Annotated in this window: 15 protein-coding genes; 7 read left to right on the top strand and 8 right to left on the bottom strand. The window is 34.1% G+C overall.

Translation table 11 applies throughout. The features are described 5' to 3' along the window. Window positions 1-45: 45 nt before the first annotated feature. From IRZ99_RS03325 to IRZ99_RS03300, 6 genes are all read right to left on the bottom strand, one after another. Window positions 46-864 (bottom strand): alpha/beta fold hydrolase, encoded by an 819-nt coding sequence (locus IRZ99_RS03325; protein ID WP_194655911.1) that lies wholly within the window; start codon window positions 862-864, stop codon window positions 46-48. A 47-nt stretch (window positions 865-911) separates the two neighbouring features. Further along, complete coding sequence (locus IRZ99_RS03320) at window positions 912-1682, bottom strand: carboxylesterase (protein ID WP_194655910.1); 771 nt, start codon at window positions 1680-1682, stop codon at window positions 912-914. A gap of 391 nt (window positions 1683-2073) precedes the next feature. Continuing rightward, entirely contained in the window at window positions 2074-2721 is a 648-nt protein-coding gene (locus IRZ99_RS03315) for a GNAT family N-acetyltransferase (RefSeq protein WP_194655909.1), read from the bottom strand. A gap of 180 nt (window positions 2722-2901) precedes the next feature. Then, entirely contained in the window at window positions 2902-3540 is a 639-nt protein-coding gene (locus IRZ99_RS03310) for an NAD(P)H-binding protein (protein ID WP_194655908.1), read from the bottom strand. A gap of 228 nt (window positions 3541-3768) precedes the next feature. Beyond that, entirely contained in the window at window positions 3769-4821 is a 1053-nt protein-coding gene (locus tag IRZ99_RS03305) for an aldo/keto reductase (RefSeq protein WP_194655907.1), read from the bottom strand. A 57-nt stretch (window positions 4822-4878) separates the two neighbouring features. Further along, window positions 4879-5463: a TetR/AcrR family transcriptional regulator gene (locus IRZ99_RS03300; RefSeq protein WP_194655906.1), complete on the bottom strand. Its 585-nt coding sequence runs from the start codon at window positions 5461-5463 to the stop codon at window positions 4879-4881. A gap of 498 nt (window positions 5464-5961) precedes the next feature. Here IRZ99_RS03300 and ilvN point away from each other — a divergent pair, with 498 nt between their 5' ends. The 4 genes from ilvN to IRZ99_RS03280 all read left to right on the top strand — a co-directional run bounded on the left by ilvN (window position 5962) and on the right by IRZ99_RS03280 (window position 10467). After that, window positions 5962-6501, top strand: coding sequence for an acetolactate synthase small subunit (gene ilvN / locus IRZ99_RS03295; protein WP_194655905.1), 540 nt, complete (start codon window positions 5962-5964; stop codon window positions 6499-6501). 159 nt (window positions 6502-6660) lie between these two features. After that, a complete protein-coding gene (locus tag IRZ99_RS03290; protein WP_194655904.1) occupies window positions 6661-7398 on the top strand; it encodes a hypothetical protein in 738 nt (245 codons plus the stop codon). Window positions 7399-7832: 434 nt separating this feature from the next. Continuing rightward, window positions 7833-9374, top strand: coding sequence for a hypothetical protein (locus IRZ99_RS03285; protein ID WP_194655903.1), 1542 nt, complete (start codon window positions 7833-7835; stop codon window positions 9372-9374). A 295-nt stretch (window positions 9375-9669) separates the two neighbouring features. Next, window positions 9670-10467 carry a phytanoyl-CoA dioxygenase family protein gene (locus IRZ99_RS03280; protein ID WP_228519001.1) on the top strand — a complete coding sequence of 266 codons (798 nt, stop codon included), beginning with the start codon at window positions 9670-9672 and terminating at the stop codon, window positions 10465-10467. Window positions 10468-10536: 69 nt separating this feature from the next. Here the strand turns inward: IRZ99_RS03280 and IRZ99_RS03275 are convergent, their stop codons facing one another. Both IRZ99_RS03275 and IRZ99_RS03270 read right to left on the bottom strand, forming a co-directional pair. Further along, on the bottom strand, window positions 10537-12549 hold the full coding sequence (locus IRZ99_RS03275; protein WP_194655902.1) for a M56 family metallopeptidase: 2013 nt from the start codon (window positions 12547-12549) through the stop codon (window positions 10537-10539). Next, window positions 12546-12908, bottom strand: coding sequence for a BlaI/MecI/CopY family transcriptional regulator (locus tag IRZ99_RS03270; protein WP_026983956.1), 363 nt, complete (start codon window positions 12906-12908; stop codon window positions 12546-12548). Before IRZ99_RS03270 ends, IRZ99_RS03275 begins: the two co-directional genes overlap by 4 nt. 307 nt (window positions 12909-13215) lie before the next feature. Between IRZ99_RS03270 and IRZ99_RS03265 the strand changes: the two genes are divergently transcribed. The 3 genes from IRZ99_RS03265 to IRZ99_RS03255 all read left to right on the top strand — a co-directional run bounded on the left by IRZ99_RS03265 (window position 13216) and on the right by IRZ99_RS03255 (window position 17325). Continuing rightward, entirely contained in the window at window positions 13216-14265 is a 1050-nt protein-coding gene (locus tag IRZ99_RS03265) for a glycoside hydrolase family 130 protein (RefSeq protein WP_194655901.1), read from the top strand. Window positions 14266-14592: 327 nt separating this feature from the next. Then, entirely contained in the window at window positions 14593-16734 is a 2142-nt protein-coding gene (locus tag IRZ99_RS03260) for a catalase (RefSeq protein WP_194655900.1), read from the top strand. A gap of 18 nt (window positions 16735-16752) precedes the next feature. Continuing rightward, window positions 16753-17325 carry a ferritin-like domain-containing protein gene (locus IRZ99_RS03255; protein WP_194655899.1) on the top strand — a complete coding sequence of 191 codons (573 nt, stop codon included), beginning with the start codon at window positions 16753-16755 and terminating at the stop codon, window positions 17323-17325. Window positions 17326-17429: the final 104 nt, after the last annotated feature.

Here is a 17429-nt window from a genome sequence, read left to right as displayed (position 1 = left end):
ACTGCGGTTTCCTTTTCTACAATTTTTTTTACTTAAATCTGATTCTTACGGTTTAATAAATGCTAAAATATCAGCATTAATAGTTGCTGCATCTGTCGTTGGCATTCCGTGACATAAACCGGGATAAGTAATTAGTTTTCCGTTTTTAACCAATTTAGCAGCTCTTAAAGCAGTCGGAACATAGGGAACAATCTGATCATCTTCCCCATGAAGTATAAGAACAGGCTTATCCACACTTTTCAAATCTTCTGTAAAATCCGTTTCCGAAAATGCTTTTATACAGTCATAATGTGCTTTAATTCCTCCATTCATTCCCTGACGCCACCAATTATCCTGAATTCCTTTTTTTATATCAGCTCCTTCTCTATTGTATCCGTAAAACGGGAAAGTAATATCGTGATAAAACTGTTGTCTGTTATTGGCTGTATTAAAACGGATATCATCAAATACTGCTATAGGAACTCCGTCTGGATTATTATCGTTCAAAACCATATAGGGGGTTACTGCACTTATAAGTATTACTTTTGCAACTCTGCTTCCATATTTTGCAGCATATCTTATGGCTTCTCCGCCTCCGGTTGAATGTCCGATATGTATGGCATCTTTCAAATCTAAAAATGCTGTAAGTTCTGCTACATCAGCTGCGTAAGTATCCATTTCATTTCCTGTATAGGTTTGTGTAGATCTTCCGTGTCCGCGTCTGTCATGCGCAATTACTCTAAATCCCTGATCAAGGAAATATAACATCTGTGCATCCCAATCATCTCCAGATAATGGCCAACCATGATGAAAGAAAATAGGCTGCCCTTTTCCCCAGTCTTTATAATAAATTTCTGTTCCGTCTTTAACTGTAATCGTACTCATTTTACTTTTTTTTAATGTTTATTAATCACTTTAAATTGAATTCACTTTTATAGTTTTTCATACCAGTCTAAAATATAATCGGCCACTATTTCCCATCCATTTTCTCCACAGATGAAATGACTTTTTCCTTGAAAAATCTTCAGGTCTACACGACTTTTTTTGTCTTTGTATTTATTTGCTAAAGTTGTTGTAAGGGATGGTGGAAAAATATTGTCACTACCTCCTCCTATAAATAGAATCGGTTCGTGTGATGTACTAAAATCAATGTTAGAAAAAGAATTTAGGACCAACTCACGGCTTACTTTATAACTTTCAGGGACTGCATACGTTGCAAAAGCATCTGCTCTTTCACTTTCTGGCAGCGTATTAAAAAAACATTTATCATACCATTCACGGCTTCCCATAAAATACTTTTTACCAGAAAAAAAGCCAAATGCCGGTATAACTGATTTTAATGTTTGTACTGGAGGAAATACATTTTTAGGCGGTGCACCATCTATACTTACAGCTGCAGCCACCTTATTTAATTCTAGCAATTTCATCGCCGCCATTCCAGCCATAGAATGTCCAATAACTAATGGTTTTTCAGGTAAGCTGTCTATCAGTTGTGCAATGTTGTCAACCACATCTATAAAACCTGTTTTTACTAGTTCAGGATGTACCTGTTTTCTTAAAGCTGCAGGGTTTCCATCATGTCCCGGATTAGCTGGTGTATAAACGGTATATCCTTTTTGTTCATAATGCGTTTTCCACTTTGCCCAGCTTATATTGTTTACAAAGTTTCCGTGAATAAGAATTATGGATTTTGATTTTGTCATAAGATTAAATATTTAAAAAAATTATAAGTATTGTCAATGACTATTAAAAGCTTAAGCTCTAATTACTATAGTGTCATTTTTTAGTAATAGATCAGCTTAATTTTTGATGCTTAAAAAACTGAGCAATCATTGCACCGTAATTACAAATTATTAATTATCAGGCAATTAATCAAATATACATATTTTTCCTGTAACTACATTTCGCTAATTTTGAATACCATTTGTGATATATAACAAAAAAATGGTGTTTCTTGAAAAGGATCAAAAAGCACCATTGAAAATTATTAAATATTATTCTGAGATGACAAAATGCTGTCACCAAAGATTGATGTTATAGGTTTATTTACGCATAATTGAAAAAGAAGAACAGTACTTTCAAAAATGCATTTTCTTATCCATTTTCAGGATCATATTTCATCGCCGTACATAAACAGTTCTTTCTTTGTTTACTCATTAAAATAGGGCAATTTACACAAGACTTACAACTCTCCCAGAAAACCTCGTCATTAGTTAATTCTGAATAAGTAACAGGTTCAAAACCTAGTTCGTGGTTCATTTTCATAACTGCCAGTCCGGTAGTCAGACTAAATATACTTGCTTCAGGATATTTTTGACGACTCAATTCAAAAGTTTTTCTTTTAATTCGTTTTGCAAGGCCTGTGTGTCTAAATTGAGGAGCGACAATCAATCCGGAATTAGAGACAAACCGGCCATTTTCCCAAGAAGATATAAAAGAAAAACCTGCCCATGTTCCATCTGATGCAAAAGCAATAACCGCATCGCCATTTTTTATTTTTGTTTCTAACGATTCAGGAGAACGCCCTGAGATACCTGTGCCACGTGCAATAGCAGAAGATAATGTGGTATCACAAATTTCTTTGACCCAAAAAATGTGGTGCGCGTTGGCCACTTCAATTATAAAATCTAATAACTCTCCTGGAATTGTACTATTCTGTGATAAAGCTGTTTTGTGCGCGATAAGAACAGGCAACGGAAAATCTATGCCTGAAGAATCTGTAATACGTTGCTCGGTTTTCATGTTTGATTATTAGAAATACAAAACATTAGATTCAAACGACATACCATGAATGATGACGTAATCAAAACACTAGCGTTAATACCTGTTTATACACTACTTACAATAAAATGAACTTTTTTATCATATATTCATACACCTATCAAAATGATAAGATCTTCTCATTTTGATATTCCTCATCTTTTATAAACTAAAAATTTCTTCTAGTTTAATAATAGAAATCCCTATTGGCAATACTTTTGGTGCTTTTGCCAATTTCTCTGCCAAAAGTTCTGTTGGTAATGGCTTAAACTTTCTAAACAAACCTATTGCGTTGACTGTTCTTAGAAGATTATCCATAATTTTTTCACCAAATCGATCAGTACCAACTCTTGAAAGTAATCCGGGTTTGAAAATAATATACTGACGGAAACCAAGTTCTTCAATCTTATCTTCCAATTTTCCTTTTATTTGAGAATAAAAAACTTTGCTTTGTGCCGAAGCTCCATAAGCAGATAACAAAACAAACGATTTAATACCATTTTCCTTTGCTAATTTTGCAAACGTTGCAGGAATATCAAAGTCAATTTTTATTTGATTTTCCTTTGATCCGGCAGCTTTAAGGGTTGTTCCCAAACAAGAAAAAAAGACATCACCAACTATTAGATCTTTATAAGAATGTATATTAGAAAAATCGATAATTTGTTCTGTCAACTTTGGATGTTGCTTTCCAATAGATCTCCTAACAAAAACAGTAACTGATGTATAAGCTGCATCTGCTAGCAGTTCGTCAACTAGGAATTCTCCTGTTGAACCTGTCGCTCCAATAACTAATGCTTTCATATTATAAATTTAAAAATTCCTTTTTAGCTTTTTCAGTATTTTTCCTCCGGACTTTATCTCGCAATTGATTTTCCTTTTACATTGCTATCAAAATTTCATTTAAAGTAAGGAAAAAAAACGTAACTACTTTCGATAGCGTTCTAACAAATTTAAAAAAAATACTAAACTCTTCGCTTAGCATTTTTTTCTTTTCATTCTATTTTATCGTGAATTTCTCTTATATCTTGTCTAAACTTTATGTTTTACTTCTACTAATCCAGTACTTTCTCCAAATATATTTGCCTGGTTTTCTGAAATCATGGTATGTGGATATCCTAAATCAATTGTGCTAATTTTATTAAGATTTTCAATCTCTTCACTGGAAAGTGTAACATTTAGTGAATTCAAATTATCAGCAAGCTGCTGCTCATTTCGTGGGCCTAAAATTGTCACTGTAGATAATCCGCTATTGTCGTGTTTTTGTCTTAACCATGCTAAAGCAATATCTAATATTTTGGTTTCTTTTTCTTTAGCAATTTTTTCAAGCATATTTAAAATTTCTGTTTCTCTATTACCGGTTTCACCTTTTAATAAAGCTCCTCCCCACGCTTGTTGTCTTGACGTTTCATCTTTCAAATTTGAACGATATTTCCCGGTAAGAGTTCCTCCTGCTAATGGAGACCAAAATGCTGCTCCCAAACCTAATGATTCTGCCATAGGCAATAATTCTCGGTCTGCTCCTCTTTCAATTAAATTGTATTCTATTTGTATTCCCGCAACGGGAGCCCATCCTCTAATTTCTGCCAGCAATGCAGCATTTGCAATCTTCCAGGCTGGAAAATTGGAGAATCCGGTGTATAAAATTTTACCTTGACGTACTAAATCATCCATCGCTCTCATGATCTCTTCAATTGGTGTCTGTCCATCAGAAAGGTGCGCCCAGTAAATATCCAAATAATCCGTATCCAGACGTTTTAAACTTTGTTCAACAGAATGGATTATATTCTTTCTGCTGTTTCCGGTAGTCAATAATGTAGATCCTCCTGTAGAAAATTTAGAAGAAAGTATTAAATCATGACGCTTTTCTTTTATAAGATTTCCGAGGATTTCTTCAGATTGCCCTACCTGATAACCATCGGCAGTATCAATAAAATTTCCTCCTGCTTCAATGTATTTATTGAAAATGTTTTTTGAAGTTTCTTCGTCTGAACCATGTCCCCAACGTGTTCCAAAGTTTCCTGTTCCTAATGCCAGTTCCGATACTCTAAGTCCGGTTTTCTGTCCAAAAATTTTGTATTTCATGATGTAAAAAGTTTAAATTTATTCTGTACTAATCAGTACAAAATTGATTAAAAAAAGTTATTCTATTATTTCGAGATTAAATTTTATAAGTGCTGCCAACGAGGTATCATCCATATTCATTCGTCTGGTGATATTAATTCCGTTCCATAAATTAAGCAGGTGACTTCCAATAAGTTCAGCACTTTTATCCGTCTTGATGAGATCTTTATTTTTACTGGTCTGAACGACATCAACAAATATTTTTTCTAATTCAAAAAGAAGCTTTGCTATTATTTTTGCGGTATATTCATCTTTTGCTGCCATTTCAACCAAAGCATTTCCCATGAAACATCCTTTTGCTTTATTTATATTGGCACTGTCTGAAAGTTCAAGAAAGAAGGATTTCAAATACTCAAAAGGATTTTCGCTTTCCCAAATTTCTTTTCTCAATCTCGAAAGTAAGTTAGAAGCAAACTGTTGCAATGATTTTTCGTAAAGTTCTTTTTTTCCTCCTTTAAAAAAAAGGTAAAAACTTCCTTTACCAATTCCCATAGCCTTTAATAACTCTTCTGCAGAAGCTGCCTCATACCCTTTCTCCCAAAAGACCTGAGCGGCTTTTGAAATCACTTCCTGTTCATCGAATATTTTAGGTCTTCCTGCCATTTTGAATTAATTACGTAGCAAAGATATTGTTTTGTACCAATTAGTACAAAATACTGTTGTTACTTTAACAAAAAATTAACAACAGTACTATTTAACTAAAAAACTTATTTTAAAAGCCTCCCGTAGTTTTATTATTGTTTTTATTAAAGCTGATTTAAATTCAATACATTTGCAACTCACAAAAAGAAATGAAAAACAATAGTAACATCTCTATTATTATTAGTGTAGCCATTATTAAATGTCTACAGCGAGGTGTTATATAAATATATTTGAAGATATAATTTAAAAAGACCTCCCTTAATCAGGAGGTCTTTTTGATTTTAAACCATTATGAAAAACGTAACAACAAATAGTATTATCGCAATTATTATTATTCGTCTCACATGACGAGTCAGGATTCTATTGCATAATAAAAACCTTTCTCTGTCAAAACGAGAAAGGTTTTTTTTTTGAAAAAAATTAAACCTAACAATTAATAAATACTCACAAGAAATAGCCATGAAAAATCCATACACTTTTACAATTTATGCCGAAGATCAAATACAATTGTTTCAAAAAATCACTTTAATCTTTTCAAGAAAAAAAATTAAAATAGAAAGCTTCAACTTTTCTTCTTGTGAAGTTGATCACATATCCCGCTATACAATTGTAGTAACAGAAACTTCCGAAGTAGTTCGAAACTTAGTACCTCAAATCGAAAAAATCATTGAAGTGTATAAATGTTATTGCAATACTAATGAAGAAATTATCTGGAAACAGATTACTCTTTTTAAAGTGCCAACAGCCACTATATATGAGGATAATCTAATTCATTTCCTAAAAAAATATGATATCACAGCAGTTTCCATCGAAAGGGATTATACTGTTTTTCAGGCCACCGGAAAAGAAAACGAAATCAATGAATTAGTTATCAAATTGTCTAATTTTAGTCTTATTGAGTTTGTAAAAAGTCCCAGAATTGCGCTGATAAAAAACAGTGAAGGTTTTGCAAAGGAATTGTCAGATATGGAAATGCAGAGAGAGGATTTTTTTGTATAACGCCTTGAAAAAACTTAAAATCTGTTATTTTTCTACTATTTTCTGCTGTCAAAATTCCTCAGAAAGTTTAAATTGTTATATTTACTTTTTTAGCTGACAGAAAACGGTGTGATTATTCAATTTTTATGCTGTTGAGTCAATTAATTTTTAGAAGTCAAAATGGAAAAACATATAGAAACGGTAGCATCGTTACCTCTGGAAAATACTCCAACTACATACCCTCAAATAAAAAAAGCCGATTTATTACCCCATCCGGAATCTCGCTTGGATTCTATGGAAATGAAGGAAACACCGCTTAGCGATTCTACTATTCCTTATAGAGATTTGACGAATGTTGTCAGTAAAAAAGAAAGTATTTCCCGACTTATTAATAAACTTGATGTCGAAAATAGTATTAGATATCAGCGAACTGTAGAAGATACATATTGCAACGTCTATTCTTACGATTATTGTTACTTCTCCAAAGTATATCTTCCTACAGTTTGGTGGACAGAGGAATCTCTTGAAAAAATAGCACAAGGACAAGAGATCGAAGCTGTTTTTGAGCAAACCGTAGACAGAATTTACTCGAGTGCCATAACCGATTGGTTTGCTGAATGGGGGCCTAATTTTGGCTGGGAGAAAATGTATACGGCAGATGAGATTCAAAAGAAAGTAAATAAAAATGGCGGTATTGGAATAATTTGTGCCAAAAGAAGAGAAAAAGGACTTTCGGGACATATTGTTCCTGTGGTTCCGGAAACAGATTTACATAAAGCATATCGTGAAAATGATATTGTAATTTATCCATTGCAATCGCAAGCGGGAAAACTGAATTACAATTACTTTTCAGAAGTAAGAAAAGACTGGTGGAATGATGAATTATATTCCTCTTTTGTGTTTTACTATCATGAGTAAATTAAGTCTACAAACCTCCTGGTCAAACATTCAAAAAAATAATTGATTTTCAGCGTGTTAACTACTTGGAAATAACATAATAAAAGACTACTTTTGCAACTTGGAAAAAACAGGAATAGCTAAAAAGTACAATTAGGCTATTCATCTGCTTAAATTATTGATATAAAAGTAATTAATGATTATTAGCATTTTATAAGCCCCTTTATAAAATCTTACTTTTTTATCAGTCATTCAGTTGATACAAGTGCAAAATTCCTAAAACTAAAATACATTTCTAAAATTCTAAAAGTCGAATAAAACTTTTTTAATGGAAGCAACAATTTATGCAATCCGTTAAAGATTCTTTGTCTCTGTTTTTAACTAATTAGATCTGTATCTGCGAATAAAAAAACAACTTTAAAATATTATCAACCATAAAAAGAAAATTAGTATAAATGAAAGACAATCAGACAAAAAAATATTATTGGGGAATTGGATTAGAAAACGAAACCTACATGCAATTTGAAGAATCCTTAATAGTTTCTGGTGAGTTTATACAAGAAAAAATTGGCTTTGAGAAATACAGTATCGACTATAGAAAATGCTACAAACCAGAAAGCTTAGCCCCTGTTTTGAAAAAAGCTTTTAATTCAAAAGAAAGCTATAAAGTGAGCCGAATGATGAACAGTCATTCGCTTGAAAAACTGGACATCAATTATCAGCATAAAACATTATCTCCTATAAAACCATTAATGGATACCGCAACTGGTGAAGTAAGTGCACAACCAATTGAAAATCCTGAATATCTTGGAAAATCGATCATGGAACTTTTCCTTGAAGATCAGCCATATAATATTCAAAGTATGATTACCCAACGTAACAAAACAATGGGATCTGTACATTTTGATGGCGATTCTATCGAATTTGTAACCAAATATTTTGAAAACAGAACAATTGCTGATTCTTGCAAAGAATTAAAAGCAACTAAAAAGTTGTTTTTAGATAAAATCAATGAATCATCTGTTTTGAATGGAAAATTAAATTTCCCAGATTACAACAACGGACTTAATATGTTCATGACCAATCAGGAAAACCTGGTGTTGTTCAATAACGGAACCTACCATTTTCATATTACATTACCTTCATTGACTGAAGACAGCCGAATTGTTGATTATACTGAGTTTGAAAAAACACACGCCAATGCAATTTATTTATTGCAATGGTTTGAACCTTTTTTCATAGCTACTCTTGGAAGTCCTGATATTATGGGCGTGATAAGTGACAAATACAGTCTGGATAAAAAGTTTACTTTGGGTTCTATGCGTAATGCAATGTCTCGTTACATAGGCGTTGGAACTTATAACAAAGCAATGCCAAAAGGTAAAATTCTAACTTACAACGTAGACAATTTTAGAAAACTACTGAAATTCGAAAAAGAAGAAAACATCTGGTGGCGCGATCAGATTGAAACTGAAATGGAATATGAAATGCTTTCAGAAGTAGGTCTTGATTTTAATCAGGAAAAAATGTACCAAAGCGGTTTCGAATTCAGAAGTTTTGATGAGTTTCCGGCAGAATATTTAAATGATGTACTTTTCTCAATTATTTTAATTTGTGAGCATTCTTTAAACCTTCCTGATGTTCAGTGGGGTCATGACAGTAAAGCGTGGAATAATCTTGTTTTCAAAACCTTGAAAATGGGTTATGCAACTGAAATTAATGAAGAAGAAAAGAACGAAGTTTTAACTTTACTTCAGCTATTAAATCCTTCAGATGAAAATTATAATACTTTAAAATCTGAATTTGATGAGATTGTATTATTAGACGAATTTTTCTTTAAAATTCTGGCTGTTTTACATGATAAATACAAAGACAACAATGTTTGTCTGGATTCGATGTACGGACAAAAAACAAGTTCTCCGCCAAAATGGAATAACTTTAATAAATACCAAACAGAACGCCATTTACAGCAAATTGGAAATTTCTCTGATAATTAATTTATAGAGTAAAAATAGTGAAATCCACATCAAATTATGATGTGGATTTTTTTTATACCCAAAGTACTTCGATACGTAATTACAAAAATCTTAATATCAGGTATATCTACTTATAACGTATTAGTAAAAGATCGCTAATTTTATAGCTCTTTTATACTAATAGCAAGACATTATGCAATTATTCCTCCTTGAAAGACTCTGGAAACGCACACTATACCCTTCCGAATTTCCTGCTTCAGATTATACGTAAACCTGGAACGATGAGATTAAATCCCTGTACCATCTGGGGATTAGCATGGAAGATACTTTACAATTTTTATACTTTGAAAATCCTGATTTTGATACTTTCAAAAACTGGATCCATAATCGGACAAAAAACGAAAATACAGCAGCTGAAGATTTCATTGAAAACGTTCTCTCAGAAAAAGATCTTCTATTTTGGGATAAAAACGGTTATGTCATTGTAAAAAATGCTATTTCAAAAAAAGATTGCGAAGCGACACAACAAGCCATATGGGATTTCTTAGAAATGGATCCCAACAAAAAAGAAACCTGGTATAAAAGAAATCAAAATCAAAAAGGCTTAATGCTTAATTTTTCGGATCATGAAACCTTAAATAAAAACAGATTTTCTCCGAGGATAAAAAAAGCTTATGAACAGCTTTATGGCACAGATAAAATATACAAAACCATTGACAAAGTAAGTTTTAATCCGCCTGAGACTGAAAATTTCGTTTTTATGGGAAGTCCGCTTCATTGGGATACCAGCTTAAAACAACCTATTAAATTCGGTCTTCAGGGTTTGCTTTATCTAACTGATTGCGGTATTAATGACGGTGCTTTTCATTGTGTTCCGGGATTTAATAATAAAATAAATTATTGGCTCGATAACCTTCAACCAAATGAAAACCCAAGAGAAAAAGCCATTAAAACATTAGAAGCTAAACCTATCATTGGTAATGCAGGGGATTTTATAATCTGGAATAATGCGCTACCACATTGTGCAACAGCAAACAAAGGCGAAAATCCAAGAATGGTTCAATATCTCACCTACTTACCGGATGATTATACCACTTCGGAAGAGTGGGTTTAAATCATAAAAAAGCCCATTCCTTTCGGTTTGGGCCTTGTTTTGTCTTACAACTTGATTTATTTTTTATGTTTAATTACCACCAAGAACAGCTTTTAATGAAATATATTTATCTAAGTTTTTAAAATCGTGTCCTTTTCCTTTCATCGATTTAATAAAAGAAGGTGTAGCACCAACTGCTTTTGCTCCCACTACATCATCAAGATTCAAGTCGTTAAAACCAAGATCCTTATATTGTAAAATTAATTCCGGTGTTACATTTAATGATTTCAAAGCAAATAAGTCTTCTGCTTTAATATCATTATAACCTGCTTTCTTAAAACTAGTTATGTATTCAGGTGTAACATTTAACGACTTCAAAGCCATCAAATCATCGTTCGAAAGATCATTGTAGCCTATTTTTTTATAGGAATAAATAAAGGCCTGATCAATGCCCAATGATTTAAACGCAATAACGTCGTCATCTTTATCTTCTTCGTCTTCTGCATCTTTGTTATTCTTTTTAGAATTAGTAGAACTGTGGAAATCCTTAATATATTTTGCATCTACCCCTTGAGATTTCAATGCAATAATATTACCCGGACTAAGATCTTTATAACCAGATTTACGAATCTCTTCGATATAAGCTTTGTCTATATTTAACGATTTAAAAGGAACAAGGTTTTCTAAATCAATATCAGGAACTACTTGTTTGATTGAAGTAATATAGGCTTCATTTACATCTAATGCCGCAAGAGGAATAATCTGATCTTTATCCAGATTGCTGTAACCATTTTTCTTAAGCATTTGCACATAAGATTGTTTGATGTTGATCATAAAGAAAACGATAAAATCTTCATCGTCTTCAAGATCAATTCCTTCTTTGCTCATTGCTGTACGATAGTCTTTGTTGGCTGTAAATTTATAGCTTCCCATTCCATTATTACCTTCAAATTTACCAGTAAAAGTCATTGTTCCTGCTTCACGCGTTAAGGTAAAAGTACCTTGCTTGTCTTTTGGAAGATCATTAAATTCATCTAATTGAAAAGTACTATTAGAATTGTTCTCGTCGCTCTTAAATTGAATACTTACGGAATTACCTTTGATAGTAGCAAACCAACTTCCTTCGGTTTCCATTCCGCCCTGATTGTTTGAATGCTCTCCTTGTTTCTCTTTAGAAGCAAGAGTTTGACTTTGCGCTGCCGGTTGATTAAAAAGGCAGGCAAACAGCACCATAATTGGCACCAGGAAAAAATATTTCCAGGTGGTGTGCACGTTTGATTTTTTTGAGTTCATCATGATGATTCGTTTTTTTAATAATGATTGATTATAGTTAGTTGTAAGACTCAAAGGGAATTGGGGTGCTGCTACCTTTAGCAAACTAAACTGGTAACTTTCTTTCTCAACCACATCTTGCTGCAGCATCTGATCATCTGTCAGGAATTCAAGATTGATTTCTAACGTTTTTCTCCATTGCCATGCGAAAGGATTAAACCACTGGAATATAAGAACGATCTCAGCAAGCAGAAGATCAATCGTGTGCTTTTGCTCAATGTGAATTTTTTCGTGAAGCAAAATCTGATTATAGGTTTCCCATTCATATTTCTCCGGATTGATAAAAATATTATTAGCAAAAGAACAAGGCGCCTTATCGCCTGTTATTTCGATAATACGAAACTTTCCATCCTGAATAACCGACGTGGAATAGGCTCTGTAAAACAATATAACCGCCTGCATCAAAAAGTTAAGTCCAAAGACAATTACGCCAAACCAATACAAATAAACCAACAACTGAACAATTGACTCAATATTAATTACTTGTTTAGTTTCTTCAACAAGCGTTGGTTGTACTGGCTGTTCTTTTACTGTTGGAGTTACATTAGCGTTAACTGGAGTTTTCGCTACTATTACAGGTTTTTCTACAGCAATTTTTCTAAAGGAAAATTGCTGAGGAACCGGAACTAATGGTAAAATAAAAGCCAATGCCATGCAGGAAAGCAATACAAACCTGTTTAAATGAAAGAACGTTTCTTTTTGCAAAAGCAGTTTGTAAAATACCAAACAGGCAGTAAGAATAAGCGCTGAATATAAAATATAAGGTATCATATCTTTTCTTTTTTAATGAGGTGCACGATTTCATCTAATTCTGTTTCGGTCAATTTTTGCTCTTTGGCAAAAAACGCCAGCATTCGCGGATAAGAATTATCAAAATATTGACTCACAATATCCTTCAGTGCAAATTGCTGATACTCTTCCCTACTGATCACCGGAAAAAAGCAATGCATATTACCGGCCGTTTCATGATTCAAAAAACCTTTTTCTTCTAATATCTTCACAATTGTAGCCACACTATTATAATGCGGTTTCGGATCTGGTAACAATGGAATAATATCTCGTATGAAGGCTTTGTTCAAATCCCAAAACACCTGCATGATCTGTTCTTCTCGTTTTGCTAGTTTTATCATGGTTTAAAAATTTTGACGCAAGATACTACTAATTAATTAGTAGACAAACTAATTTGTTAGTAATTTAACTAATCAATTAGTAAGAAAAGCAGATTCATAGTTTAAAACACATATTATTATACTGATTTACAACAACATAGATAAAGTAGAATTTTCCTTTTATTTTAAACGAAATGTCAATATTGAAAAATTAAACTCCTATTATATAAAAGAAGATAACGGCAAAAATGCGTATTTTTATGTTCCTTAATTTCTAAAACTCAGTTAAGCCTGCTTCTTATTCCTAATTAATTTAAACCCATAAATTATGAGCGACATTGCACAAAGATTTCCAGAGAATCCGCTTTTGATGCCAAAAGATTTGGAGGCAAGCAGCGAAGAATTACAAATTATAAGCCTTTTAAATCCGGGTGTTTTTGTTTTCGAAGGAAAAACCTGGCTGTTGGTAAGAGTGGCAGAAAGTATTGCACAAAAAGAAGGCGTTATCTTTTTTCCTGTTGTAAACGCTTTAGGCAAAATTGAAATTATTGAAATACCGCTTAATGATCCTGATCTGGTTGCTACAGATGCCAGAGTAATTCAATATAAAGGACTTGATTATTTAACGACACTCTCCCATCTTCGCCTGTTATGCAGCGATGATGGGGTTCATTTTTATACTCCTGAGGGCTTTAATTCACTTGTAGGTTCTGGAATACTAGAACAATTTGGCATTGAAGATGCGCGGGTAAGTTATCTTGAAGATACTTTTTATATAACTTATACAGCCGTTTCATCCAACGGTGTAGGTGTTGGATTGCGTACCACCAAAGACTGGAAAAATTTTGACACAAAAGGCATGATATTTCCTCCCCATAATAAGGATGTTGCCATTTTTGAAGAAAAAATAAACGGCAAATTTTATGCTTTGCATCGACCGTCAAGCCCACAGATTGGTGGCAACTATATTTGGCTAGCCGAATCTCCAGACGGAATTCATTGGGGAAATCATCAATTTCTTTTGGGTACACGCATGGGACTTTGGGATAGTGCCCGAGTTGGTGCCGGAGCAGCGCCCATTAAAACGGACAAAGGCTGGCTCGAAATCTATCACGGAGCAAATGCGGAACACCAATATTGTCTCGGCGCATTTTTAATGGATCTTGAGGATCCGTCTAAAGTTATTGCACGTACAGTAGAACCTATAATGAGTCCACAGGAAAATTACGAACTGAGTGGCTTTTTCGGTTATGTCGTTTTTACTAATGGCCATGTTGTGGATGGTGATAAAATTACCATGTATTACGGAGCTGCTGACGAATTTGTTTGTGGAGCTCACTTTTCAATTGCAGCAATTTTAGCAGCTTTAGAAACCTAAGCTCTTCCTGAATATCTTCAATCTTACAGAGTCATGCTCACTTTCAAAACTGGCAAAACGGATTTCTCTCTGTTTTTGCTACGATACTGCTTTTTATTTATATAAGACGGATTGCATCTTAACGATTAAACCACTTGGTATTTATCAAATAGAAATATTTGATTAGCAATACATTGACATGCTTTTCTCTATCATGGTAATTGTACAACCTTATAAAACAATCTTATAATAAGTTGGCAAATACATGGAGTAAATTTGGAAACCTTGAATACAAACCCTTGGTACTCCGACATTAAACTATTAAAAATAAATCAAAATTTACAGTTTATGAAAAATTTACAAGACGAAAAACAGCGTGATTTATTGCAAAATAAATCAGATGGAACTAATAAATTCCTGACTACCGATCAGGGCGTTCGCATTAATGACGATAACAATTCACTTAAGGCTGGTGAACGCGGACCTTCCCTACTCGAAGATTTTATATTAAGAGAAAAAATCACCCATTTTGATCACGAAAGAATTCCGGAAAGAATTGTACACGCACGTGGATCCGGGGCTCATGGTTATTTTGAAGTTACCAACCCAATTCCTGAATTAACTAAGGCCGGATTTTTAAAAGAAGCCGGACTAAAAACGCCTGTTTTTGTTCGATTTTCGACCGTTGCAGGTTTTAGAGGTTCAACCGATCTTGCGCGTGACGTAAGAGGATTTGCCGTTAAATTTTACACTCAGGAGGGAATTTATGATCTGGTAGGAAATAATGTTCCTGTATTTTTTATTCAGGATGCCTCAAAATTTCCGGATCTGATTCACGCCGTAAAACCGGAGCCACACAATGAAATTCCGCAAGCCGCTTCCGCACACGATACGTTTTGGGACTTTATTTCACTAATGCCGGAATCCATGCACATGATTATGTGGGCGATGTCAGACCGTGCTATTCCAAGAAGTTATCGAATGATGGAAGGTTTTGGCGTGCATACTTTCAGATTAATTAACGAAGCAAACGAATCTGTTTTTGTGAAATTTCACTGGAAACCAAAATTAGGAACACATGCCGTAGTTTGGGATGAAGCCCTGAAAATTTCAGGTAAAAATCCCGATTTTCATAGACAGGATTTATGGGAAGCAATTGAAAGCGGAAATTTCCCAGAATGGGAATTAGGCGTTCAAATCATTCCGCAAGCAGACGAACACAAATATGAATTTGATTTACTGGATCCAACCAAAATTGTTCCCGAAGAACTTGTTCCTGTAAAAATAATTGGCCGAATGGTATTAAATAAAAATCCGGACAACTTTTTTGCCGAAACAGAACAAGTTGCTTTTCACCCGGGGCATGTTGTACCGGGAATTGATTTTACAAATGATCCGCTTCTTCAGGGAAGATTATTCTCTTATACCGATACACAATTATCAAGATTAGGAAGTCCTAATTTTCATGAAATTCCAATTAACAGAAGTGTTGCTCCGGTTCACAACAATCAACGCGACGGGCATATGCGTCAGGAAATTAATAAGGGCCGTGTGAGTTATCATCCAAATTCGCTTGGCGGAGGATGTCCTTTTCAGGCAAAAATTGAAGAAGGCGGATTTTCAAGTTTTAATGAACGTGTAGACGCGCATAAAGTGAGAGAAAGAAGCGAAAGTTTTGCAGATCATTTTGGTCAGGCAAAATTATTCTTCAACAGTCAGACTCCAACAGAAAAAAGTCATATTGTAAAAGCGTTGCGTTTTGAATTGGGCAAAGTAGAAACAGCTGCGATCAGAGTCAGAATGCTTGGGCTTTTATCTCAGGTAGACATGCAGCTAGCCGAAAAAGTGGCTGAAGGACTAGGAACTTCAGTACCGCCAATTCTTGAAACTCCTATAAACAAAGGTGTTTCTCCAGAAAATGAAATGGGAAATCAGGAACCGCGTTCTATAGATTCATCGGTAAAATCGTCTGATGCCCTTTCGATGATCAAAAACCCAACGAATACGCCCACAATAGCTTCCAGAAAAGTAGCTATACTTTGCGCCAATGGCGTTTCTGCGGCGTCCGTGATGAACATGAAAAATATATTATTAAAAGAAGATGCCAAAGGATTTATAATTGCTAAAAACCTCGGATCTGTTCTTACTGACGAAGGCGGTGCAATTCCGGTTGATTTTAGTTTACTGACGACATCATCAGTACTATTTGACGCTGTTTATATTCCACATAGCGAAGGCCTAAATGATTTGGCGAAAAATGATGATGTTCTTGAGTTTCTAAATGATGCTTACAAACACTGCAAAGTTATTGGTGCCGATGGTGAAGCAATTGGAGTACTAAGTGAAACACCATTTGCTTCAAAACTTAATAACGATGATTCAGGCATTATTTTATACAGCGATCCGGCAACTGAAACATTTGCACTTGACTTTATAAACGCTATGGCTAATCATCGTATTTGGGAACGTGAAGAAAATTTATACAACTAACACTAAAATATAACTCATATGAAAAATTCAGATAAACCCACTCCGGTTAAAACTGCCGTTAATAAAAATGGTAAACATAATATTGTATCTCCTTCTGCCGATGCCGCTTCAGAGCTAAAAGATTTCTTTATTGATAGTCTTAAAGATATTTATTGGGCAGAAAATGCACTAGTCACCGCTTTGCCAAAAATGGCGTCAAATGCCACATCTCCTGCGCTGACCAGTGCCATTTTAGAACATCTTTCTGTAACCGAAAACCAGGTTAAAAGATTAGAAAAAGTTTTTGAACTCCTTGGAGAAAGTGCGGAAGGAAAAAAATGTGAAGCAATGGCAGGACTGCTTAAAGAAGGCGACAGCATTTTGCAGGAAACGGTTCCGGGAGCCGTGAGAGATGCCGGTATCATTGCGGCCTCACAAAAAATCGAACACTATGAAATTGCGTCCTACGGTACTTTGTGTGCCTTCGCCAAAACACTTGGCGAAAATGACGTAGCAAAATTGTTAACGCAAACGTTGGCAGAAGAAAAAGAAGCCGATTGTGTGCTAAATGATGTTGCATTAAATACAGTAAATAGGGTTGCAGCTGAATAGCAGCATACTTTATTACTTATTTTCATTTTACTTGAAAACATCTGCAGTTTATGCAGATGTTTTTTCATACAAGATTTCATCTGGAAACATTGGTCTAAATCCTT

It is taken from the genome of Flavobacterium sp. LC2016-12, from assembly GCF_015351595.1.
In the GTDB taxonomy this organism is placed as follows: Bacteria; Bacteroidota; Bacteroidia; order Flavobacteriales; family Flavobacteriaceae; genus Flavobacterium.
The sequence above is the reverse complement of the archived record's forward strand: the minus strand, read 5'-3'. Positions and strand labels throughout refer to the sequence as shown.